The following is a 24,822-nucleotide window of genomic DNA, read 5'->3' as shown; positions in this document are numbered from 1 at the left end:
TGGATCAATTTGCTTTATTTTTTCCCTTTTACATAATCCGCATCAAACAGGAAGAGTTTGAAGACCAGAATAAGGGATGGAATCAACAGGCACAGACCGCCGATAAACACAACTACTAACGCTAAGCCCATTGCTGGTGAAGTAGCACTGCTCTGAATTGTAATATACGGATCGAGAATATAAGGGTATTGCCCAATCCCATAAGCGAAAAAGGCACAGAAAAATTGCAGCATGATGCATATGAAAGCTAATCCGTAACGGCGTCCGTTATATAACAGCCACATCGCGATCATGAAGAAAGCAACGGAAAGTGCCAAGAGCCACCATAAATCCATCATATTTTGAAAATGTCGCTCATTGTGTTGACCCAAATAGATAAATGCTGTCAGTGCGAGAATTATCGTCGGTGTGCTCCAAAACAGGGCGTAGTTCCGCATCAGCTTCAACGCAGAATGATCCTCTGCACGAGATGCGTAAAAAGTCAGAAATGTGCCGCTTATGAACAAAACGGACACGATTGCCAGTCCAACGATGCTCCACGATAACGGATTGGTAAACAGCGCCCAGTAATCCAGAGAAACCGTCTCAGCCTGCTTCACAATAAAGCCGCCTTCAGACAAAGTTAGCGCCACTGACAACGAAGCCGGAATAAGCAGACCTGTAGCTCCGTACAAAAAAAGATATACGATGTTTTTCTTGGAACCATAATTTTCAAAAGCGTAGAACGAACCACGAATCGCAAGAAGAATCACTGCAATGCTTCCCGGAACAAGCAGCGCGGAGCCATAATAATAGGCTGTGTCCGGAAAAAATCCGACGATGCCAATGTAGAAAAAGATAAAAAATACATTTGTAATCTCCCAAACGGGTGATAAATAACGGGAAATCAGACGATTAATGAGATGATCCTGCTTCGTCAAACGGGCATAAAAGGCAAAGAATCCCGCTCCGAAATCAATGGAAGCTATAATTAAATAGCCGTACAAGAACAGCCAGAGCACCGAGATGCCAATTAATTCGTAACTCATCATTCAGTGCCCCCCTTTTCCACAGATTGATTAGGATGATCCTTCATCCATTTCTCCATTTCAACTTCTGCCGGATTATTGTTGAACAAGCGTCTTAGTACAATTACACACATAGTGCCGAGTACGATGTACAAGAGCAATAAGGCGAAGAATATAATTCTTACGTTCGGTGAAGACGTGGCAGCCTCCTCAACACGCATATATCCACGGATAATCCACGGCTGTCGCCCAACCTCTGCATAAAACCAGCCCAGCTCTACAGCTAGAAAAGCGAGCGGTGCGATCAGTGCGATGATGCTAAGCATCCACTTGTTAAGCGCATTGCGCTTTTTCCAGAACACAAACAGGAAATATAAGACCGCTATCCCGAGCAAAGCAAATCCGATTCCGACCATTAAATCAAACAGGTAATGGACGAGAAGCGGTGGCCATTCATCCTTTGGGAATTCCTCGAGCCCCGTTACCTCTGCGTTAAAGTTTCCAAAAGCCAGGAAGCTGAGCAGCTTCGGCAGATGAAGAGCTCCTAGAACGTCATGCTCTGCATTCAGCCATCCCATTAGGACCAAATCCACACCGCTACCCGTCTCAAAATGCCACTCTGCCGCTGCAAGCTTCTCAGGCTGATGCTCGGCCAAAAACTTGGCGGAGACATCTCCAGCTAACGTGTTCAGCAAGCCAAACAGCAAAACAACCGCCATCATGAGATTCAAGGATTTTTTGTGGTATGCGGACACTCCTTTTCTCAGCATCGCAAAGGCTGCAATCCCGGCTAACAAGGCAGCTCCAGTCAAATAGGCCGAGCTTAATACATGAAACACCTTGGAGAACGTCGCCGTATTCAGCATCGCTTGCACCGGGTCAATCGCAGTGAATTGGCCTGCTTCCATGACAAAGCCTCCAGGCTGGTTCATGAATCCGTTCACCGTCGTAATAAAAACGGCAGACATGCCTGCCCCGGCGACAATCGGAATCGTCAACAGCCAATGGATATAAGGATTTTTGAACCGATCCCATGTATACAAATAAATGCCCAGGAAGATGGCTTCAAAAAAGAACGCGAACACTTCCATGAATAACGGAAGTGCAATAACATTCCCAGCCAGTTTCATAAAATTCGGCCACACCAGAGCCAATTGTAGTGAAATCGCTGTACCGGTCACGACACCAACCGCTACAGAAATGACAAATCCTCGAGACCACCTCTTTGCCATAAGTGTATAATGTGGATCCTTTTTGCGGATCCCGATGAACTCTGCAATAGCGATCATTAGCGGTATACCGACGCCAATCGTCGCAAAAATAACGTGGAACCCGAGAGTCAAGCCTGTCACCAGCCTGCTCCATAGTACCGTATCAATTGCCATTCTTTACTGCTCCCTTCAAACGCTGTTCATTTTTCGTCATAAGTTGATGCTTATGATTAGGCCGGCTAACTCTTAGGCTGTATTCAATATCAGGTTTAGCAGGGCTCAGCGACATCGTTGCCTGTTCGTTTTAGTATGACGTTTCTCGTTCTTTGATATGTAAAAAGAGAAAAAATTCACAAAGCAAGAGTTGGCGAGCCTGATTTACCTGATACTGAGCAGTCAAATTAATAACGTGACCTAATGATTAAAATCATCTTATCTTAAATTGCAAGTAATTCAATCACAGATATCTCTTAATCCCTAAACGTTCAAGAAAGGGTCAAATCTTTCTGACAACTCAGTGAATAACACAAAAAGAACCCAAAAGAGCTATTGATTCAATAGCGTATATATGATTTCACAAGTCTCCTCCTACTTTGATGTTAGAAAAAAGATATTTTCTCATTTTTACCTCTAATATATACCCCCTTTTGCAACAAAAAACACTGACTCAAATCATCAGTGTTTTTGAATTAAAGCTAATGTTATCTTCGTCATGACAAATCTTTCTCCATTTCATATTGCTCGATATATACGTCAAGACCAACGCTTTTAAGGAAACGTATAGAATTTGTATCTCTTTTGTTTACATTATTGACGGTGATGATAGAATGTCTCTCTCCCATCCAATGAAATAAGTAACGTCCAAATCCCCGGTTTCTTTTTTCTCGCAAAATACCGAACTGTAGAACTGCTCCGTTGGCCGATTTTATTACCGCGTATCCACAAATCTTATTCTCTTCCCTTATCGTGACCACATCGTATAAATGCGGGTTTCGTAAAATTGCATGAACAGATTGTTCCCAAGAAGGTTCAAAATTCCAATAAGAATGTACCGATGTCCAATCGAATTCTTCCAGTCGAACCGTAGCAATGGAAGTAAGACTATGATCGGCCGGAAGGGTTACATCAATACGCCCCTTGAAACAAGCCAATTCTCTATGGATTTGAAATCCTACGGCGGTATACGCTTTTATAGCTTTCTCATTGCTTTGGATCACTTCAAGCAAACACTTTTGAATATGAGCTTCTTTAAGGATGGGAAGAGCATGACGATAAATTTGTTCGACTAGCCGTCTCCCTCTATATAAAGGAACGACTCCTGTACCAGTATTAAATGCCGTACTTTCGCCGTTACGATCCCCGATGCCATGCATAACAAATGCAACCAGCTTCTCTTGATCAAAAGCACCAAACGACATCTGATAATTAACTCCCGCACCTGCAAATTTATCAGCTAAATGCTCCGAAGAAACATGAAATGGAATTACATAATCGGAGAAGGCTTCGTTAAAGCAAGTTGTAAACTCTTGTAATTCAAGATCCTTAACACTTTTGATCAACATGTAGTTTTTTTCTCCTTTTCTTTTGATACTATGTTTTTAGTCATCAAAATCTCCAATTCATCTTTTAGTACGACCATAGAAAAAAGAATACCCATCTGACTTTCCTAGCTTAGTCGTCTCCGTTCCATCCACTATCTTGACCGCTTTCAGTAACGATATAATTTGTGTATTCATGAGCTTTGCATCAAATTTACCCATCTCTCTGTCTTCACTATCCACGAGCAGATAGTCGGGCATTGGAATGAAGCCAATCACCGGTATCCCTGCTTCAAATAAAGGCTGACTCTCTCCGAACTCAAACTTGTTATGTCCACGTAACAATACAGTACGTGTGCCGTCGGTCTTTTCAATAGCCTTCAGCCAAATGGCTGCCATCATTTCATTGCCCGCATAGGTATATTCTGTACTTATTTTTCCAGTTGGTCTATAGTGACCCGTATCATCGTCCTTCCACTCCATACTGCCTAAATGCTCAACCGTAATTCCAGCTACAGCTTTTATATGGCCTTTCTTGCCATCCCAGAGCTCTCGATGCCCCTCCATCCAAGTGGAAGTCGCCTGAGAAGTTCCTTTGAAATCAGGTAATCTAAAATGGCCTGTCACAAAAGTGAAAATCATCGTACGTTCCGGCTGCTCCTTCTGTAAGTAACGAATCATGGACAGCATGCCCACAGCACCATTTTCCTCCACCACATTTATCCCATCCGTATGGGTATTTATGATAATCGCTTCATTCTTATTTTTCCCGTCAATTTTCACATAAAAGGATACTGTTGGAGCATTTTTTTGTATTTCCGCTTCTAAAATAACCGTACCTTCTTTGTGCTCCTGGGCTGCACTGATCACCTTTTTTCCTTCCGTTTCATTGACCCAGATCGCAGGAATTCCAACATAATCTGTAGTAAAAGGCACATACTGCTTTTCAACTTTATCGTCGGATACCCCTTTCCAGACAACAACAACAGCTTTTACACCCATTTCCTTCGCTTGCTGCAATTTAGCTTCTTTTAAAGCTGTAGTGAGGACTAGATCGCCTTCATTTGGGGCAATTTGGCTTTCCATTGGAGATGAATCCCGCATGTTCATAACGATCCCACTTGGGAAATTTCTGAAATTCTCAATTTCAATGACAGCAATTTTTCCGCTGGCCTGGTCATACTCACCACGCTTCGTATATACCAGCTCACCTGTTACCCCCTTTTCGTCAGTTTCCCCGGAATAAGGAAAAGCTGAAGAGACATGAATTGACTGCTGATCAATCATTAAAGAGCTGCTCTTTTCTTCCCATCGGTCAAAAGTATAGTGATCACGATAAACTTTCAGCCCCATATCTGTTACCTGTTGCTCCAGCCATGAAATAAATTGATTATGTCCCACAGAGCCGGTTGTACGGCTTCCAAAAGAATTCATTACTTCAATATCCTTCAGCATCACTGCTGCAGAATCCAATTTACGTTCATCGATCGTCACAGCCGCGTCAGCTGCTAATGCCACAGGTGTTGTAATAGGTTTTGCATAGATTCCAATACCCCAAAGTGCAGTAACGATAAGAACTGCAATGCTGAATAACACTTTTCGAACCACTAGAAACAGAGTAACTCCTCTGCTCACCGTTTGCCCAAACAGTCCTCTCCATATGCCCGCTACGATCAGCAGCAAGATAGAAAGCGCAAGCAGCCAAAATTCTCTTGTTAGTAAGAACAACCCTTCTGCCACCATCGCACTAATTAACACCACATGTAACTTTTCACGCTTCTTTAAAAGTAAAAAGGAGATGCCTAATTCCGCTAACAAAAGGGTAATGGTCACTATCGAGATTACCATTTCTTTGCCAATGAATACTGTAGCACAGAGTGCAAGGATCAAAAGCAGCACCGCTGACAATCGTCTATATAAGTTTTCTAACATGACGCCCTCCCATTTTATCTACTACTATTTTGACATTACATTTGTAATGCCTTATGGTGTTAGCATATTGAAAAGACTCATAAAAAACAATAAACTGAACACCAGAATGTACAAACGGAGGGGAAATGTCATCTCAAATCATGAATTATACAGCCCAAATACCTCTCAGCATCGTTCCAATAAAGAAACCAACCGTTTGACAAGAGAAGCCATCTGTACGGCATTAGTCTACTTGATCCAGGAACAGCCTTTTAACAAAATTACCATCACCGATATTGTGAAGCGTGCAGGGGTCTCTCGAACGGCCTATTACAACAACTATTCCTCCAAGCAAGAGATCCTGGTGGATTTGGTCGATTCGCTTATTTTCGAAATCAATCAAAAACTCTTACCTTACACCAATGAAATAACAGGCAAAGCCAAAGAACCTCAAAAATTTATTAAAGTGCTTTTTGAAGTTATTTTTCAGCAGCGGAACATCTACAAAGCACTTCAAAGCGCAAAGTTTGATGATGTAATTCTGGATTGCTTGAATGAAATGATGCTCTCTACTGCTCACGACAAAAGCGATGAAAATGTGTACCGAATATACTTTAAAGCGGGGGCCCTCTATAATGTTCTCCTCAAATGGATACAATCCGACTTTGCAAAATCCATTGATGAGATGACCAAGATTTGTCTCGATGTATACCAAACTCCAATGTCCCAGGAATAAGGTTTGATAAATTTTTTTAAAAGGAAAAAGAAAGAAACTGCGGAACCAAGTTCGGCTCCGCAGTTCAATTATTAACCCTACAATTGGATTTGTTTCATGTAAGCTTTGAATTCCTCAGCGATTTCTTTGTATTTTGTATGATGCAGGTAATGAGAACCTTCCATCGGAATCATTTTTCCCTGTGCGGATTGTTTGACTTGCTCTTCATGAAGCGGAATCCACTGTTTATTGTGCTCATTATTCGATTGAACGAAGAGAAGTAACGGCAAGTCTTTTGGCATTGTGAGTTTTTCTCCATTTTTAAAATTGGAACCGAGGTGGCTGAGTTCATTCATCAACGTTGGATTGGTCGCGACTTGATTCGAAATCAAACGCATCTGTTCTTTGGTATGCTCATCAAATGCAAGCGATTCATACGGATCTCCGCTCACTTTTTGGACCAATCTCATTAGACCTGATTTTTTAAGAAACTGCATCGATTTTAAAGGCAATTTGACATCCATGCCAGGTTGATTGGGAACGCTGCTATCGATGCCGACAAAAGCAAGAACTTCTTCCGGATAGGTGTTCACATAGGATGCTCCGTAAAGTCCCGTGATGGAATGTCCCATTAGAATGTATCTGTCAATACCCAGTTGCTGCAGAGCTTCGTGAACTTCACTTACAATATTTTCTGTCGTTCTTTCTTTCTTGGTTTCATCGCTCAAACCATAACCGAAAGGCTCGACCAACACGACTTTATAATTAGGGGTAATTTCATCGACCAGCAATTTGAAATCAAGTGCAGGCGACGGGGTTCCTTGTCCCGGAAGGAGTACAACGGTTTGTTCTCCGCTGCCCTGAATGAGCACATTCATCTTTTTCCCATCCACATTGACATACTGACCATACGATTCGATTTTCTTTTTCTCAACCCCGTTGCTGATTACATTAACGATAAAAACAATGCCCATGAACAGCACGAGCGCCCCTACAATTCCTCCGATTATTTTTAACCATAGGTACCGTTTCTTGTGGCTCTTAGTCCCAGTTGTTTTTATTTCCACCATATTTGCCACGTTCATCTCTTCCCTTCCTTGTCTCTGTATCTGAAGTGCCGCCTTGACGACATATTCAAAGTGTAATCAACTAAGATGTACTCATCGTGACGACAATATGAACGGAATATGAACAAGTCAAAAAGGAGGCGTTATATCTGAAAGATATAAGCACCTCCTGGAGACATATTTAGATCAACAGCAAATCGGAATGCAACACCTTGGAATACTTCTTACAAGATTTAAACGCTCATCGTATTAATTGTTGACGGTTACCTTGATGATATCACTTATGGTCTCTCCCGCTGCATTAACCAGCTCCGCCCGGTATTCATAATTGCCGGAAGCGCGGGCAGTGACGTCAGTCGTAGCGCTCTGCGCCGAAGGCGTGTTGGCGTTTAGCGCTTGCGTGTCGATCAGTTGCCCGTTCTCATAAAGGCGGTACTCTGTGGCATTAGTGCCCCACCACAGATTCATAGTTACTTTATAAGAGCCGTCTCCGTCCCAGTTGTCATGGGCCAGGACAGGTTTGCCCGGCGTGGCATCGCGGATCGTCACCGTGAGCGGCTGGCTCTTGGTTGTGCCGTATTTGTTGGTAAGCTCCACTGTGTATATATAGGTGCCATTCGGCTTACCGTGAAGCGCTGTACTTGCCGTCTGCGCGGAAGGAGATACATCCTTCAAAGACTTGAAATCGATCAGTGTGCCATTCTCATAAAGCTTGTAGCTGGTAGCGTTATTGCCCCACCAGAGGTTCATGGTGACGGTAAAGTTACCGTCACTGAGTCCATAACCGTAGCCGCTGTTCGAAGACAACACTGGCTGTCCAGGCTTATCAGTTGCAAGCGCCGCTCCGCCAGTAATTTGGAACGTGTAGCTCTTTTCGGCAGTATTGCCTGCGGCGTCGGTCACGACGTAGTTTACAGTATGGGACCCGGCACCCAGCTCCGCAGCATTCAGGGTCTGTCCGTCAGCTATGGGCTGTCCATCCAGCAGAAGCTGCTTGGAGGCGACGCCAGACAGATTATCTTCGGCAGCCAATACAAACTTAAGCTGGGCTTCCTCCTCCACATCGCCGACCGCATGACCGGACTCCGTCAGCTCCGCTGTCGGTGAAACCGTGTCGATATTAAGGCTCAGTGTCTTAGTTTCTTCCACCTTTCCCTTGCCCGAAACCGCATGATAAGACAGCGTATGCCGTCCATCTTTGCTTACGGCCAACGGAGTGCTGTATACGGCTTCCGCACCGCCGTTCAGCGAGTAATAAACCTTAGCTGTATCAGAGTCGGCCTTCAGGGTTACTTCGGTGGGCTGGTTCAACCAGCCGGCAGCGTTCGGATTTGCCGACAGGGTTGCCGTCGTTACCGGAGCCCCCACTTCTACCACAATGCTGAAGTCTCCGAGACTTCTAGGTTTTAGTTGGTATACGTCTTTGAAGATCGCGGCTACGCCCGTAATATCGAGCTTCTGTCCTTCCGCATAAGGGAAGCTGTCTTTCGTGATGCCCGTCCGGGCATCCACCCGGATGTGATTGCTTGTCCCGTCATCGGCGATGGCGTCAAATTCAAAAGAACCGCTTGGAGTGGCTGTGATAATATTCGTCACTTTCACGTCTTTAAGCTTGAGCAGCTGACCTTGATTGGTATCGTTCACAGCCGGTACGTCAACGGACTCGGGCAGCTTCGCTGTGCCGGTCTTCTCGATCTGCACAACTTCGGTCAACTCTAGCTCCGAATTGTACAGCGCCGTGGACGCTGTTACCTTGACCGTATCGCCTGCATGGAAACCACTTTGGCTCTGGTAGACATAAAGTCCGCCGGTCTCATCCTGCAGATAAAAGGTTTGCCCGCCGAAAATACCCGGCTCAGTCGTTACGATCCCCTCAACCGTCACCAAGGATCCAACAATCTTGGTCCGGGCTTCGCCGATGGAAACGGTCGCCGGAATTGGATCTTCCTCGTCCGGAAGCGGTTCTGCTGGGACGTTACCGAGCGTTACTGATTCGGTCTTCAGGTTCGTTCCGTTCTGGCGCAGACGCAGATTGGATGCAGCCGTGGTGCCCGGTTTGATCTGCACGGTCAGATCTTTGTAGGCATGGCCGTTCAAGTCTGAAGTCAGGCTAAAGTTGGCGCTGTAAGCATAGCTACTCGGCCAAGTGCCGTCACTGTTTTGGATCTTGGCGATCTGGGCACCGCTACTCACCTGGTAGATACCCAATTGGAATCCTGATACGCTCGTATTGGCAGGGAGATTATCTGCGCTGACACGAATCTGGAAATCCTGCGCGTTCGGCAGCACCGTCTGGTGCGTGAAATTGTACACCGCACTTGCAGTAGCCGCCGGTCCGCCGTAAGAGCCCGCCTTGTAGCTGGTGCGGTCAAACCATTTGTAGCCGGCATTCGGAGCGGCCCATGGCTCTGGCTGAGGCTCAGTGGAAAGCGCCGGCTCTTCGAACGGCAGCAGCTGCGTCGGCTGATCCAGCGTCAGGCCACTTACCTTCGTGAAATCCGTATAGCTCTCTTGTTCGGCGAGCCAGTTAACGGTGTTCACCAGGAGCTCAGCATCGTCAGCCTCCTTGAAGCCATCGTAAGTCGTTTTTTTGGCACCAGTATCCTCGCGCAAATACTTCGGTGTGGCATCCTCGACTGGAGAGGAGTCGCCGAGAAAGGCGGCTTTGCCGGCACCTTTTTTTGCCACGGCCACATAAGGACCTTCCGCTACGCCGCCGCCATTGTAGACACCTTGGTCCACCGCGTTGCCCCAAGCATTGTTGGTTTTCGGTAGATAGACGATGCCCTTCGCCCGGGTCGGGTCGAGGATTGCCAGCGTGGAGCCGGCATGCATGGCTACACTTGATACTCCTGATGTAATACCGAAGGCCTGATCGGGAGCCACGATGTTGGTGGCGTTAATGTCACCGAGCGCATTGAAGCGGAACCGGACACCGAACTCTTCCGCCAGCCAGTCGGAGCTGACCACGCCTTGCATTGCCGCGGAACCGGCCTCTTCAGTGCTCATGCCTTTGGCCGGGTTGTCCCAAGCTCCGCGGCGGTAACCGTTGAATGCCTCATTGCCGTCCCAGCGGTTCTTATTGCGGTCCGCATTGTAATGATCGCCGATGAAGAAGATGCTGCCGCCGTTCTCCACGTATTCCGCCATTGCTGCCTGCTCGCTGGATTTATATGGAATGTTAGATTCGGCCACGACGAAGACGTCATAGCTGGAAAGATCGCCTAGCGTAATCGGAGTGGTCTTACGAAGCTCTTTGACGTAATAGCCTTCTTTTGCAAGCGCATTACCAAAATCGGAAAAAGCGCCATCAATAACCCAGTCGGCCGCTCCGGCCGTCTGCGCGTGGGTATTGTCAAACAGAATTTTCTGGCCAGCATGCTCGTTGACCACTTTGGCTTCAATGAATGGGGCGGGGTCGCTTGGCCCCTCAGCGTATATCGCCGAGCCGGCTCCGAATGCGAACAAATGCAGGGGTACGGCAACAGATGCAACCAGCATGCTTTTTAGCAGCTTCTTATTCCAACCTGAACGCTTCTCCTTCATATTCTTCCTCCTTAAGATATAGATCGGTGGATTTTTCCATAATTGTCCACCGCTTTCGTCTAATATGCTATCTCATAAGGATTAGGAAAAACATAGATTTTTGTAAAGTGTTGTAAATTTATACTTTCGGCCTATACAGTGGGTGAAAACAATGTCGAATCTTGGAAATAAGCTATGAAAAAAGTCTTAGTGATACTTGAGTTTAGGTCCGGAACGTCCTGCAATAGAAAAATGGTCAAACACAAGAATCACAAAAAATCCCCCCATGTATACAGGAAGAGTTCACAATCACGTGATCTCATATATTCCTGACTATCATGAGGGGATTTTTGACTAAAAAGCAGGCTCTGCTTGATGGAGCACATACTTCATTCGATTATTTATTGAAAGTAATCTTCTCCGAACCGTTCTCAAGAATGATCGAAGTGTCCCGCGGCTTTGTTTCCGCGATTTTGCGGCCGGCTCTGAACGAATAAAGTACTCCGGCCTGTTTACGAATGGTCTCATACTCGTTCTCTGCTTCAAGAACGATGAAGTTGGCAGGCTTACCTACTTCAATGCCGTACATATCCTCGATATTCAACGTTCTTGCGCTATTTTTCGTAATAAGATCGATTGAATTTACGATTTGATCGTATCCGAGCAACTGAGAAGCATGAATACCCATGTGCAGCACCTGAAGCATATTTCCTGTGCCAAGCGGATACCATGGATCAAAAATGTCGTCGTGACCGAAGCATACATTAAGTCCCGCTTCCAGCAGTTCTTTGACGCGAGTTAATCCTCTTCTTTTCGGATAAGTGTCAAAGCGTCCCTGCAGATGGATGTTAACCAGAGGATTGGAGACGAAATTTAGGTCAGCCATCTTCAGTAATCTAAACAATTTGTACGTATATGCATCATTGTATGACCCCATCGCCGTCGTGTGGCTTGCTGTCGTACGGGAGCCAAGCCCGCGTTCGTAAGCTTCTTTGGCTACAACTTCCAAGAAACGGGATTGCTCATCATCGATTTCGTCGCAATGGATATCGATCAGACGGTCGTATTTTTCAGCGAGGTCAAACGCAACCTTCATCGAATCAACGCCATATTCTCTTGTGAATTCGAAGTGTGGAATACCACCCACCACGTCAACACCCATTTTCAGCGACTCTTCTAGTAATTCCACGCCGTTCGGGAAGGAGTGAATACCTTCCTGTGGAAAAGCGACAAGCTGGATGTCAATGAACGGTGCCATTTCTTCTTTCACTTCAAGCATCGCTTTTACAGCGGTCAAGCTTGGATCAGTAACGTCTACATGTGTTCGTACATGCTGGATACCCTGCGCGATCTGCCACTTCAATGCAGTTTTGGAACGCGTTTTGACGTCTTCATGCGTCAGGAAGGCCTTGCGTTCTGACCAACGCTGGATGCCTTCAAACAGTGTTCCGCTCAAATTCCATTCCGGCTCACCTGCTGTTAGCGTTGTATCCAAGTGAATATGAGGTTCAATGAACGGCGGCAGCACAAGTGAACCGTTAACATCAATTACTTCCTCATTCGCAGTTAGTTCCATTGACTGCGTGATAAGCTCAAACTTCCCATCTTTCACAACAATATTCCATAAACCTTCTTTACCCCGCAATTTTGCGTTCTGTATAATCATTTTTATTCCCCTTTTCTTTGGATTCTTTCTTAGCAACGATCAGCATTATCACGGTGTATACAACCGCTGTTCCAATCAGTGCATTAAGTGGTGTTATTCCTGGAGCCAGCTGGGCGAAGGCCACGCCGATAACCCAAGCCACCATCGCGATCCAGTTTACATTTTTGAAAGTCATGTCGGCAAATGGTTTATAGTTTCGGCGCTTCACAATAAAATAGTCTGCGATGATGATCGCCCCGATGGACGGTATCGCCGCGCCCAGCACATTCAGGAAACCAACGAAATTGTTGTACATCCACATGGCAAATACGGTACCCACGATGCCGTTAACGATAACGAAGAACTTTTTCGAAATTTTAGTGATATTGGCAAAGCCCAGCCCGGAAGCGTAAAGTGCGTTATCGTTAGTTGTCCAGATGTTCAGCCCCAGTACGATGATCGCAGGAATGAGCAATCCTTGCAAGAACATGACCTCCGAGATATCTGCCAAATTATAAGCCATTGCGCCGACTGCACCGAAGAGGAACATAAGTGAGTTCCCTAGAAAGAACGAAATGACCGTTGCAGTAACCGCCTGCCGGGAGGTTCTGGCAAACCGGGCAAAATCGGGCGTCAACGTTCCGCCGCTAATGAATGACCCGATACAAATAGTCAATGCTGCTGCTGCGGTAAGCGACTCTGTTGGTGAGTAATCGAGCAACCCTTGCAGACCACCCAGCGTGTTTACTCCTTCGAACACGGAGTAACCACCGAGAATAGCAATGGCCGGAACTGCTATATAACCCAGAATGACGAGCGACTTCATACCGAAGATGGCTGATGCCGTCATTGCGAGACCAAACACGAAGATCAAAAGGTACACATTCCAGTCCATCGCTCTGGCGACAGGTACCGCGAACATGGCTACACCGACACCGAACCATCCGACCTGTGTGAAGCCAAGCAGGAAAGAAGGAAGGTACGAGCCTTTTTCACCGAACGCATATTTTGCAAGCAAATGCGTGGAAAGACCTGTTTTGGCAGCGATATGTGCCAGTGCTCCGGTATAGATGCCGAGTGCCAGATTACCGGCAAGCACGATTCCAATGAACTCCATGAATGTCAAGCTTACCCCTAACGTTCCCCCTGCCAACATGCTTGCGGAAAAGAAAGTGAATGCTAACATGACGGAGAACGTCTTTCCAAAATGATTTCTCTGCGTTTTCGGCACCGCTTGCCACGAAAACTCTTGATCTTGTTTACTCATCAGAATACCCCCAGTATAAAGTGTCCTGATACCAAAAAAGCAGAAACAAAAGAGGCTACTCGTCAGATCAAACTGACAAGTAGCCTCTTTTGTTCATCATAACCCACGCTAAGACACAGAGCACCCCTTGACGGAATATGCCCTGCTTCTCACGTGATTATAAAAATCCGCTGTCCTTGTCAGCCTCTCTGGACTGAATTAAAGGTACCAGTATTCAATTACATTCTATTATTTTAGAAAAACCTATAGATGTCAATGTCATTAATATCCATTGATATAAATCCTCTTTTGAATGCTGCGCTTGGAATTATTATGTGGATGAGGTCGACCAAGGCACTTGCTCATAGTACAAAGCCTTATGTGGTACCGGACAACCTCACTCTCGGAGTTCCTTCATTTCCTATCAGAAACGGCCTGAATCCACAGTCTAAACGGAGCGGTTTTTTAATTTATTCAGGAGGTGAATTCCGTTTCGCTCAGATGTGCCATATCTATTAAATTATTTAGTAGTGTCAAGTAATAAATTCACAATCGTATCCAGCTGAAGCTCTAATGAAAAAGGGTCCTCCATTACGAATTCATCATGATAGTTATCACCATACAAATAAACTTTGCCATTTTTCACTGCAGGGGTGCCTTTCCATATGTTACTTTCCATTGCTTTATTTGTTGCATCAGCATCGCCATTATAAACAAAAACATAATCCCCTAAGTATTCTGGAAGCACTTCAAGTGAAATCGATTCAAACCCCTCTGCCATATTCTTTGCACTTTCTGTTGGAGGCAGCTGCAGCATATTGTATATAGTGGAAGAACCATAGTTTCCTCCCTTTGCCGCTAAGACGTATACCGCTTTTTCTGAAAATGAAACAACCGAAACGGTTTCCCCTTCCTTGATAACACCGGCGAGTTTCGACTTTGCTTCAGCTACTTTCTGTTCGTATTCCGTAATCCATTCTTCTGCTTCTTTTTCTTTTCCGAATATCTTGCTTACACCCCTGAATTTATCAAGCGGCCCTGCGGTAGATAACCCCTCCCAATAAGGCAGAAAAACAGTCGTTCCAATCTTCTCATATTGTTCTATGTTCTCATCGATTGAGCCGATAATTAAGTCCGGATCTAGCATCGTTAATTTTTCTAGGTTTAAAGGAAAATCCCCTAGATCTTCAATTTTCTCGATCGTTTCTTTCGGAATGTCCGCCTTTTCCATCCAGCCTTCATCCAGCATAAATGTTCTTGCACCGATTGGAACAATTCCTAATTTCAATAAATGCCCCATATATTGGTCAGCCGCTACTCTTTTCGGCTCTGCAGGTACTTCCACATCTCCCTTTGGCGTTGATACTATTCGAGTCTTCGAACTTTCTTCTAATGCAGTTTGATTTTCGGATCCACTCCCAGTACTCTGCTCCTTCGCAACTGTGCCCGTCCCGCTTGAGCAAGCGCCTAATAATAGAGAACCGCAAAGCAGCAAAGTTGCCGTCGTCTGAGATTTTGTCATTTTAAACATATGTAATTCCCCTTTTTCCGTATTATGATAATGATTATCATTATTAATATACTGTTGAACGATGTGTTCAAAAATAGAGGATGTGGGGAAGTTTGATGGACTTTCAGCAACTTTATGTGCCTGTATCTCTCTTGTTCTAAAATGTGCAGGGGATACACCTTTTCTTTTCTTAAAAATTCGGCTGAAATAATAAACGTCTTTATAACCAACGCTTGCTGCAATTTCCCCGACAGAAGCCTCTGTTGTCATTAAAAGCTCTGTTGCACGTTCAAGCCGAAAACGAATTAAGTAATCAATCGGACTCATACCTGTGTACTCTTTAAACAATGATGACAAATGATAAGCACTGAAATTAAATACTTCCGCAAGAGAATCTAATGTAATTGGCTCCGCATAGTATTCCTGGATATAGGTGATTACTTGGACTGCAACACTTGTTTGTTTCACCTCATTCTCTTTTTTATGTAATTCTTTTAAAACCTGATCAATGAATTGATAAAACAGTGATTTAACATGGAGTCTCTCTTCTTGCCTGTTCCATTTTTGATGCATCATTTGAATTTTGTTATAAAGTAAAATGGGTGAATTAGGGGAAAAACAATATTGTATTTGGAAGGGATCCTCTTCATGAATCCATGCACGGTAGTAAATGATATAGTAAACAAATTTCTTGCTTGTCGGAACAATATTGAGGGTCACCCCTTTCCCACTATGGAGAATTTGAAATCCTGTAAAAGAAAATTCGGCCTGATCTAACTGAACTTGAGCGCTCCCATGTACCGAAAGTAAAAATATACTGGCAGGAATCTTATATTTTTGACGAATTTCGCCTTGAACCATTTCAATTTGGCGTACATCCAATAACTTGACGGTCGCTTGATCCCATAGAAATATTTGATTGTTGATGTGCATAATGACTACCCCTCCGTTATCTGTCTAATGATCATCATAAATGATAACCATTATCAATAACAGTTGTCTAAAGATAATAAAGGTCTAGACTGAAGAAAACTGCTAAAATGTAGTTAATGTATAATTTAAATATCCCTCATGAACAAAGGAGAACTGAAAATGAGAAAACTCGTTCTATTTCTTCACACATCGCTTGACGGTTTTGTTGAAGGGCCGAATGGTGAAATGGACATTGGTTGGGTTTCCTACGATGCTGATTTGGAGAAACATGCGAAAGAAATTCTGAGTACTGCCGACACTGTCCTTTGGGGACGTGGGACTTATCAGATGATGCATAGTTACTGGCCATCTGTGCCTTCGAACCCATCAGCTTCGCAGCATGAACGGAATCATGCAGAGTGGATCGAAAAGACAGCCAAAATCGTTTTTTCCACGACGCTGGAGAAAGTCGAATGGAATAATTCCAGACTCGTGAAAGAAGATGTCGAGAAAGAGATCAATAACCTCAAACAGCAGCCAGGCAAAGATATGGTCATCCTCGGCAGTCCTAGGTTCGCACACCACCTCATGCAGCTTGATTTAATTGATGAGTATAAAATTACGGTTTCTCCCGTTCTGATCGGTAAGGGATTGCCATTATTCCAAGGTCTCAAGGAGAAGATCAATCTTAAGCTAATCGAAAACAAGACATTTGATTCTGGAGCCATAGGCCTCGTTTACCAGACGGTAAGATGACCTTGTCACTTAAGGTGATTATACTAACTGGTAACGTTATTGGAACGACAACAGCGGCAGTCTAATACTTTATTTGCCTTTGCTGATTTGTCCAAATTTATCAATTTTCTGCACCTGCTTCTGTAAAATCAGATCCCATTCTGATATTTATTTAAAATACCATAGACAAAAGCGTGCGAAATTGCTAGAAACACGTTTTCTACTAAAACAACACATTAAACGTAATAATCATTTTTTAAGCCGATCCAGTAAAGGATCGGCTTATTTTTTATTCAAGATCAATCTTGTCTATTCTCAACAGATTTCATGCGGTTTTGATCGTCAGGCACTCGATCATTACTGAATTCCTGGCCAGCTTCAACTTCACCATGACCGGAAGCACTTCGAGCGAAATTTGTGAACTGCCTTTTTTGCTCGTCTAGCTTATGTTTACTCTTAAGAAGCTCCTGCGGATCCTGATTTGTCATAATACTATCCTCCCAAAATGGAATCATGCTATTTATTTGCACAACAGAAGTTTTCCATAAAAGAATGGTGCTTATGCAAGAAATTCAAATTCCTATTTTCAACGAAAAATTTCAATTACTTTATTCAAAACAAGGTATTCTAAAACAACTAACCCAACGCAAATAATAACAAAAAACTGAAGTCTTGCAGTATTCATTCTATCCTTCCAATACTCTCCTCGGAATAATGAAACGATGTTAGGTGTAAAAGTATGTCTAATCGTTTCGTTATAATCATCATTATCCACAAAGAACACGCGAAACAATACTTTATATATTGGAATATTTATTAATAGCAGAAAAATAATCATCACAAGATCAAGACTCAATTTTCACGCCTCCCCATATTCAGTTATCCTAATTTTACCACATAAATAACTGTAGACTTTGGAGGAAAATGATTTTTTTCGCATAAAAAAGGCGTATCCCAAACTGGGACACCCCTCTTTAAGCTTAGCTTAACGTTTCACCCTTCGAGCAAAATCCACGAACTGAAATTTATCCAGTCGATGCCTGGACTCGGTATATTGGAAAAGCACCGTGTTCTCCAAATAAACATAGTTTCGTACTACTACAATATGCGTGTAACTCTTCAAATCAAGCAGTCTATGATCCTCCTCGGTAGAAGGCTCAACGGATATCAGCTTCTTCGCATAACTGATTTTAAGCCCCAACTCGTGCTCCAGATATTCATAAAGTGAGCCTTCCGCGATTTCCTCGCTTAGGAATGGAACAATATCCGCTCGGAAATAATCCTTATCCAAAATGATCCGATCGCCTTCAATCTCTCTGGCACGAATAACTTTCCAAACCAGGGTTTCAGGTGGAATCTGCAGATGTCTGGCGAGTGCTGAGCCTGCCGACTCACTTATCGTCCGCTCTACCAGCGTCCGCGAGGCAGTACCTAGTGTATCGGCCATCTCTTTAAATGAAATCAGACCGGTAACGGGGAAATCCATTCTCGTCATATCAAGCACAAAGGAGCCTCTGCCCTTAATTTTGTGAATGTATCCTTCACGGAACAGCAGGTTCAGCGCTTTGCGAACAGTCTCTCGTGAAGTGCTATATGCTTCAGCAAGTTCACTTTCAGAAGGCAGCTTGGTTCCCGGCAGCAGTTGTCCAGAAAGAATTTGGTTGCTGTACTCATTATAAATTTGTAAATATTTATTTTCTCTCAATTTTGATCACCGCCCTTTATTGTATCACGTCATGCCTTTAGAAGCATCGATTCAATTGGAGGGAAATTTATAGCGTGGAACATATGAATTCTTATATTTACAGAAAGACAGCCCCTAGGGGCTGTCTTTCTGTAATATAAAGTCTTTGCCAATATAGCCTGTATCAACTCTTGAGATGAATAGTCAAGATGCTAGATTGTCTAGCTGCAGCTGGTCCAGTCTTCTCCTCAATTTTCTCCACCATATCCTGACCTGCAGGAATGATGATTGGAGTAATCAACGGGTAACCTGCTGCGCGGATAGCTTCCATATCAAATTCCAGCAGAAGCTCGCCTGCCTGCACCTTGTCGCCAATATTCTTATTGGTGGTAAAACCAGTGCCTTTAAGCGACACCGTATTAATTCCAACGTGGATGAGCACCTGTACACCACTTGCATGCTCCAATATAAGCGCATGTTTGCTCTTGATTACATGAGCTACTGTAGCATCAAAAGGTGCATATACTTTACCCTCAGAAGGTTCGATTGCAATTCCCTCGCCCATCTGTTTCTCAGCAAAGGCAGGATCAGGCACCTGTTCTAGAGATACTGCAGTTCCACTGAGTGGAGAGATAAGCTCCAAAATATTCACGGATTCCTGTGTTTCTTGAACTGGAGGGCGGCTGTTCAAATCATTTGCTTCGCTCACAGTACTAGTAGCCTTTGTAGCTGAGTTTTTTTCGGAGCGCCCCACCACAGAACGGCCGTAGAGTACAGTGGCGACAAATGGCACAATGAGAACAATAACCATGCCCATGAAGAACACACCCCACTGGTTCGGGAATATCGAAAGGAAGCCGGGAATCCCCCCTACCCCAATGGAAGAAGCGCGAACCTGATTAACGGTAAGAAGCATACCGGCAATCCCTGAGCCGATCATCCCGAAGATGAAAGGATAACGATATCGGATATTCACTCCGAAGATTGCCGGCTCCGTCACGCCGAGAAATGCAGAGACGGAAGACGTGACCGCCAAGCCTTTTGCCTTCTGTTCTCTAACTACGAACATCATTGCCAGTGCAGCGGCACCTTGAGCAATATTGGATAGCGCTAACATCGGCCAGAGGAAGGTACCGCCCTCACTGCCGATGAGCTGCACATCAACCGCCAAGAAGGTATGATGCATACCAGTGATGACAAGAAGCGAATAGAATCCGCCGTAAATCAAGCCACCAAGAAGCGCAAAATGATCAAATACAAAGATCAGGCCGGAGGTGATGGCATTGGCAATGCCAAACGTAACCGGTCCGATAATGGTGAAGGCCAGAAAACCTGTAATCAGTAAAGTCACTGGCGCAACAACCAGCAGTTTAATGGAATCATGCACCCGGCGGTTGAGGAACCTCTCCAGCCTAGCCAGAATATAGGCCGAAACCAGCACTGGCAATACTTGTCCCTGATAACCGATCTTCTCCAAATGCCAGCCGAACAAATTCCAGGTTGGAACCGTTCCCTCGGTGGAAGCACTTGCATAGTTATAGGCACTTAATAGATCCGGGTGCACTAGAATGAGACCCAAAACGATCCCGAGCAGAGGACTACCGCCAAACCGTGTAACAGCTGCCCAACCGATAAGTGCTGGTAAAAAGGTAAAAGCTGTGCTGGCAATCGTATTAATAATCGCAGCAATGTCTTTCCATGCGGGATAGACATCCACCAGCGACTGATTATCAAAGAAGATACCAGGCCCGGTCAAAATATTATTGACCCCAAGCAGCAAACCTGCGGTTACGATAGCTGGAAGAATAGGAATAAATATATCAGCGAGCGTCTTGATCGCACGCTGCAGCGGATTCTGTTTTCGGGCAGCAGCGGATTTCACTTCATCTTTGGAAGAACGAGAACCGCCAGTGATCTGAATCATTTCATCGTATACTTTATCTACAGTTCCCGGTCCGATAACGATCTGAAACTGCCCCTGGCTAGAAAATTGTCCTTTTACTAGTTCGTTTCGGTCCAAGGCTTCCGAATCCACCTTGCTCTCATCATACAGCGAGAATCTTAGCCGGGTTACACAATGTGTCGCAACCTCTATATTCTCCTTGCCCCCGACTGCCCGTACAATATCCTCAACATTTTTGCGGTCTATAGCCATATTTTCACTCCTTACATAATTGATTTGTGCTCCTTCTCAAGTACACCTCGTTAGCGGATTAACCACATGTAGGAAGCATAAGGACTAAGCTGAAACTCTTGTGTTAATGCAGGTGTTTCTGTTGTATTTCCAATCAGAAGCTTGTCTTTACCAGATGATAACTCTGCCCAGTGACTCTCTTCAAAACGGAAGGTAATCTCTTTACTGCTGAAGTTCGAGACCACTACAAGCGCCTCACCATCACCTGTTCTGGCGTAAGCGAACACTTCAGGATGACCATCATCGAGTCTCTTGAATACACCTTCAATGAATATCCCATACTCCTTGCGTAGTGCAATCAGCTTACGGTAATGATGGAAGATGGAATCGGGATTGGCTAGCTCCTTCTGCACATTGATGTCCAAATACCGCTCATCAACTTTCAGCCAGGGAGTACCTGTGGTGAATCCGGCATTTCGGCTGTCATCCCACTGCATCGGCGTACGTGAATTGTCACGTGAACGTTCCTGAAGAATACTCAGGGCAGTCTCAGGGCTTTTCCCCTGTTCACACAAAATACGGTACATATTCAGTGACTCAATGTCACGGAACTCATCGATGCTCTTCCATACCGGATTTGGCATCCCGATTTCTTCCCCTTGATACACATAAGGTGTTCCCTGAAGTCCATGCAGAGTTGTTGCAAGCAGCTTGGCACTCTCTACACGGTAGACCTTATCATCAGTGAATCTGGAGAGGGCACGCGGTTGATCGTGATTGTTAAAAAATAAGGCGTTCCAGCCCCGACCTTTCTGCATTCCGGTCTGCCACTCTGTGAACAAGCTTTTCAGCGCCTCAAAATCAAAGGGCATTAGCTCCCACTTCTGTCCGTTCGGATAATCGACTTTTAAGTGATGAAAATTAAAAGTCATGGAAAATTCCCGCTCTTTAGGACTCGAGTACCGGATGCAATGCTCTAGTGTAGTTGAGGACATCTCTCCGACCGTCACCATCTCATACGGACCGAATACCTCTTCATACATCGCTTTGATGTATTCATGGACCCGTGGACCGTCAGTATAGAATTTACGTCCATCCCCCGGTGGAACACTCCCGTCATCATCAGGGAAGTGCTGATCCTTGGAGATTAAATTAATTACATCCATGCGAAAGCCGTCTACACCCTTTTTAGCCCAGAATAGCATCATATCATTCACTGCTCTACGTACCTTCTCGTTCTCCCAATTCAGATCCGCCTGGGTTTTATCGAAGAGAGTAAGATAATATTGTCCCGAAGCTTCATCAAACTGCCAGGCTGGACCTCCGAACTTTGACTGCCAGTTGTTGGGTAAGCCGCCGTCCGGAGCCGGGTCCTTCCAAATATAATAATCACGGTAGGGATTGTTCCTGCTTGAAATGGACTGTTTGAACCACTCATGTTCTGTTGAAGTATGGTTAACCACGATATCGATCATTAGCTTCATTTCACGTCTATGCAGTTCCTGTACTAACTCGTCGAAATCCTCCATTGTACCAAAATCCGGGTTGATATTTTCATAATCCGCAACATCGTAACCGTTATCATGTTGTGGCGAGACATAGACCGGCTGTAACCAGACAATATCAATTCCAAGCTTCTGCAAATAATCTAATTTTTCAATAAGTCCTTTAATATCTCCTGTTCCGTTGCCTGTAGTGTCCTTAAAGCTCTTCGGGTATACCTGATACACCGTAGATCGGCGCCACCACTCCGAATACTGGGACTGACTCAAGTTGAACACCTCCAAAAAAATACTTTATGTCAAACATTAAACCTGTATATACAAGTTCAAACACTTCACACAGTTTAAACCTGTATATACAGGTTGTCAATACTTTTGCTATCTGACCCGGAAAAAGAGTGAAAACAGGCGGTTCTTCCTTAATTAACCCATTTGATAATCCATTATTCTTTTTCCTTTTCTATCTTAATATTTGCACTATAACCACAACAAAAAAGCCGCTAACTTAGCGGCTTTCTATATACAAAGATATCTTCTGCAGAATCCATAACGATGACGAAAATCAGCTTGTTTTAACTAAAAAATGATACCGATGATCAGAGCGGATAAAACGCTTACAAGTGTGGCGCCAAATAACAGCTTTAATCCAAAGCGTGCGACGATATTCCCTTGCTTTTCATTCAATCCCTTCACTGCACCCACAATGGTACCAATGGACCCAAAGTTAGCAAATGAGATTAGAAAAACGGAGACAATGGCTGTAGTACGCCCACTTAATCCATCTTGGATCTTAACAAAGTCAAGCATAGCAACGAATTCATTCGCAACAAGCTTTGTCGCCATGATACTGCCTGCATCAACAGCCTCATGCCATGGGACACCGATAAGAAAGGCAATGGGGGCAAAGACATACCCTAAAATTCCTTGAAAAGAGATACCGAATACTCCGCTGAAGACCCCGTTAATTAAAGCAATGATCCCAACGAAACCAACCAACATTACACCAACTACTATGGCTACTTTAAAGCCATCCATAATATATTCGCCTAGCATTTCAAAAAACGTTTGTTTTTCCTCTACCTGAACATCAACAATATCTTCTTCAGGTGTAACTTCATACGGATTAATGATAGATGAAATGATAAATCCGCCAAATAGGTTTAATATCAATGCAGCTACTACATACCGAGGTTCTAGCATCGTCATATAGGAACCAACGATTGACATGGATACCGTAGACATTGCAGACGCACATAATGTATACAAGCGATGTTTTGGCAATAGTCCAAGCTGGTTTTTCACCGAAATAAATACTTCATTTTGTCCGACAATTGCGGCTGCAACTGCATTATAAGATTCCAATTTACCCATGCCATTTATTTTACTCAGTACCAGTCCAATATACTTTATAATGAATGGCAGAATTTTGTAATGCTGCAATATCCCAATTAATGCCGACATAAAAACAATGGGCATCAAAACATAAAGGAAAAATGTATGGGCCCCTTCATTTGCAATCCCGCCAAAAACAAAGTTAGTCCCTTCATTGGCGTATCCAAGCAATTTTGCAAAGCTATCAGCGAACCCTTTAATTAAGAATTCACCTATACTTGTTTTTAGTATAATTAATCCCAAACCGATCTGAATAGCAATCATTACAATGATTGGACGATATTTAATCTTTTTCTTATTGTTACTTCCTAGCCATGCCAGTAATAGAACAATAACCAAACCAGCAATTGAAATTAGATAATGCATTTTTAGCCCTCCAAATTATCGGTTAATTTTCTTGGAATCCTCATATCGAAATGCATCTTTCCACATTAACCCTTGTTCCAAAATAATCGCCAACAGACTTCCGCATATTAATCCATTATTTAAAATGGCTATCACGATCGGAGATAAATGGGCCGTTGCTGATGAAGGGATAAACATTAATCCCACACCCACTAAAAGGGAAATTCCACTAACGATAAATGTTCGTTCTTCATGAATGACCTTCTTCAATTCCTTTAGCGCTAGTCCGATCATCTTCACAAAAATGACGAAGGTAACGGAATAGCCTATGGGAGCTGGAATCGCTGATATAACATTCATCATTGGCGGAAATAAGGATATTGAGATCACAAAGAAACATCCAATTAAAAATGATCTGCGCTCCTTCATCCCTGTTTGTTCAACATATCCTGCCGCTCCCGAGATAGGGACAGAACCGACCGCTCCTAAACCGCCACTAATAAGATGCGTAATTCCAGAAGTAAACCCGGCGCGCAAATAACGATGATGATCCACTTGCTTTGGTTTCATAACGGTCTCCATCAAACGGATCGACGCAACTGCATTGGTTATTAATAACAGCGTTAATAAAAATGCAGTAGTGATTGTCCCAGCATCGAATTGAGGTCTGCCAAATGGGAATATTTTCGGTAGCTTAAATAGAGTATCCGCATGAGAAAACACTGGTATATTACCGCAGATAA

The 24,822-nt window shown here is 44.1% G+C and carries 18 protein-coding genes; 2 read left to right on the top strand and 16 right to left on the bottom strand.

Features of this window, described 5'->3' with window-relative positions; all coding sequences use genetic code 11:
- Positions 1 to 14 precede the first annotated feature (14 nt).
- The 4 genes from ACWNM1_RS17770 to ACWNM1_RS17755 form a co-directional block, all read right to left on the bottom strand.
- Entirely contained in the window at positions 15 to 1,031 is a 1,017-nt protein-coding gene (locus ACWNM1_RS17770) for a cytochrome d ubiquinol oxidase subunit II (protein WP_449601965.1), read from the bottom strand.
- The gene (locus ACWNM1_RS17765) at positions 1,028 to 2,392 is read right to left on the bottom strand and encodes a cytochrome ubiquinol oxidase subunit I (RefSeq protein WP_449601963.1); all 1,365 of its coding nucleotides are present in this window, start codon (positions 2,390 to 2,392) and stop codon (positions 1,028 to 1,030) included. The genes ACWNM1_RS17770 and ACWNM1_RS17765 overlap by 4 nt, the downstream gene beginning before the upstream one ends.
- 536 nt (positions 2,393 to 2,928) lie before the next feature.
- Positions 2,929 to 3,780, bottom strand: a complete 852-nt coding sequence (locus ACWNM1_RS17760; RefSeq protein ID WP_449601961.1) for a GNAT family N-acetyltransferase — start codon at positions 3,778 to 3,780, stop codon at positions 2,929 to 2,931.
- A gap of 57 nt (positions 3,781 to 3,837) precedes the next feature.
- On the bottom strand, positions 3,838 to 5,688 hold the full coding sequence (locus ACWNM1_RS17755; protein ID WP_449601959.1) for a hypothetical protein: 1,851 nt from the start codon (positions 5,686 to 5,688) through the stop codon (positions 3,838 to 3,840).
- Between the two features lie 67 nt (positions 5,689 to 5,755).
- Here ACWNM1_RS17755 and ACWNM1_RS17750 point away from each other — a divergent pair, with 67 nt between their 5' ends.
- The gene (locus ACWNM1_RS17750) at positions 5,756 to 6,403 is read left to right on the top strand and encodes a TetR/AcrR family transcriptional regulator (RefSeq protein WP_449601958.1); all 648 of its coding nucleotides are present in this window, start codon (positions 5,756 to 5,758) and stop codon (positions 6,401 to 6,403) included.
- Between the two features lie 77 nt (positions 6,404 to 6,480).
- Here ACWNM1_RS17750 and ACWNM1_RS17745 read toward each other — a convergent pair whose 3' ends face one another.
- The 5 genes from ACWNM1_RS17745 to ACWNM1_RS17725 all read right to left on the bottom strand — a co-directional run bounded on the left by ACWNM1_RS17745 (position 6,481) and on the right by ACWNM1_RS17725 (position 16,308).
- Positions 6,481 to 7,467 carry an alpha/beta fold hydrolase gene (locus tag ACWNM1_RS17745; protein WP_449601956.1) on the bottom strand — a complete coding sequence of 329 codons (987 nt, stop codon included), beginning with the start codon at positions 7,465 to 7,467 and terminating at the stop codon, positions 6,481 to 6,483.
- A 231-nt stretch (positions 7,468 to 7,698) separates the two neighbouring features.
- Positions 7,699 to 10,995 carry a chitinase N-terminal domain-containing protein gene (locus ACWNM1_RS17740; RefSeq protein WP_449601954.1) on the bottom strand — a complete coding sequence of 1,099 codons (3,297 nt, stop codon included), beginning with the start codon at positions 10,993 to 10,995 and terminating at the stop codon, positions 7,699 to 7,701.
- 376 nt (positions 10,996 to 11,371) lie between these two features.
- The gene (locus ACWNM1_RS17735; protein WP_042188420.1) at positions 11,372 to 12,640 is read right to left on the bottom strand and encodes a cytosine deaminase; all 1,269 of its coding nucleotides are present in this window, start codon (positions 12,638 to 12,640) and stop codon (positions 11,372 to 11,374) included.
- A complete protein-coding gene (codB, locus tag ACWNM1_RS17730) occupies positions 12,609 to 13,886 on the bottom strand; it encodes a cytosine permease (protein WP_379424224.1) in 1,278 nt (425 codons plus the stop codon). The genes ACWNM1_RS17735 and codB overlap by 32 nt, the downstream gene beginning before the upstream one ends.
- Positions 13,887 to 14,385: 499 nt before the next feature.
- A complete protein-coding gene (locus tag ACWNM1_RS17725; protein WP_449601953.1) occupies positions 14,386 to 16,308 on the bottom strand; it encodes an AraC family transcriptional regulator in 1,923 nt (640 codons plus the stop codon).
- 159 nt (positions 16,309 to 16,467) lie between these two features.
- Here ACWNM1_RS17725 and ACWNM1_RS17720 point away from each other — a divergent pair, with 159 nt between their 5' ends.
- Positions 16,468 to 17,043 (top strand): dihydrofolate reductase family protein, encoded by a 576-nt coding sequence (locus ACWNM1_RS17720; RefSeq protein ID WP_405174148.1) that lies wholly within the window; start codon positions 16,468 to 16,470, stop codon positions 17,041 to 17,043.
- 278 nt (positions 17,044 to 17,321) lie between these two features.
- On the opposite strand, the gene ACWNM1_RS17715 is transcribed toward ACWNM1_RS17720, so the two are convergent.
- The 7 genes from ACWNM1_RS17715 to ACWNM1_RS17685 all read right to left on the bottom strand — a co-directional run.
- On the bottom strand, positions 17,322 to 17,510 hold the full coding sequence (locus tag ACWNM1_RS17715; protein ID WP_042188410.1) for a hypothetical protein: 189 nt from the start codon (positions 17,508 to 17,510) through the stop codon (positions 17,322 to 17,324).
- A gap of 98 nt (positions 17,511 to 17,608) precedes the next feature.
- Complete coding sequence (locus ACWNM1_RS17710; protein ID WP_094868972.1) at positions 17,609 to 17,878, bottom strand: hypothetical protein; 270 nt, start codon at positions 17,876 to 17,878, stop codon at positions 17,609 to 17,611.
- A 129-nt stretch (positions 17,879 to 18,007) separates the two neighbouring features.
- On the bottom strand, positions 18,008 to 18,727 hold the full coding sequence (gene treR, locus ACWNM1_RS17705; RefSeq protein ID WP_449601951.1) for a trehalose operon repressor: 720 nt from the start codon (positions 18,725 to 18,727) through the stop codon (positions 18,008 to 18,010).
- A gap of 163 nt (positions 18,728 to 18,890) precedes the next feature.
- Positions 18,891 to 20,861, bottom strand: coding sequence for a PTS system trehalose-specific EIIBC component (gene treP, locus ACWNM1_RS17700; RefSeq protein ID WP_449601949.1), 1,971 nt, complete (start codon positions 20,859 to 20,861; stop codon positions 18,891 to 18,893).
- A gap of 50 nt (positions 20,862 to 20,911) precedes the next feature.
- Complete coding sequence (gene treC / locus ACWNM1_RS17695) at positions 20,912 to 22,612, bottom strand: alpha,alpha-phosphotrehalase (protein ID WP_449601947.1); 1,701 nt, start codon at positions 22,610 to 22,612, stop codon at positions 20,912 to 20,914.
- 306 nt (positions 22,613 to 22,918) lie between these two features.
- On the bottom strand, positions 22,919 to 24,100 hold the full coding sequence (locus tag ACWNM1_RS17690) for a NupC/NupG family nucleoside CNT transporter (RefSeq protein WP_449601946.1): 1,182 nt from the start codon (positions 24,098 to 24,100) through the stop codon (positions 22,919 to 22,921).
- A gap of 15 nt (positions 24,101 to 24,115) precedes the next feature.
- Positions 24,116 to 24,822, bottom strand: a 707-nt coding sequence (locus tag ACWNM1_RS17685) for a purine/pyrimidine permease (protein WP_449601945.1), incomplete at its 5' end; no start/stop codon positions are given.

Source organism: Paenibacillus sp. Marseille-Q9583 (assembly GCF_976954365.1).
Note: the sequence above shows the minus strand (reverse complement) of the source record. Positions and strands in the feature narration are given on the sequence as shown.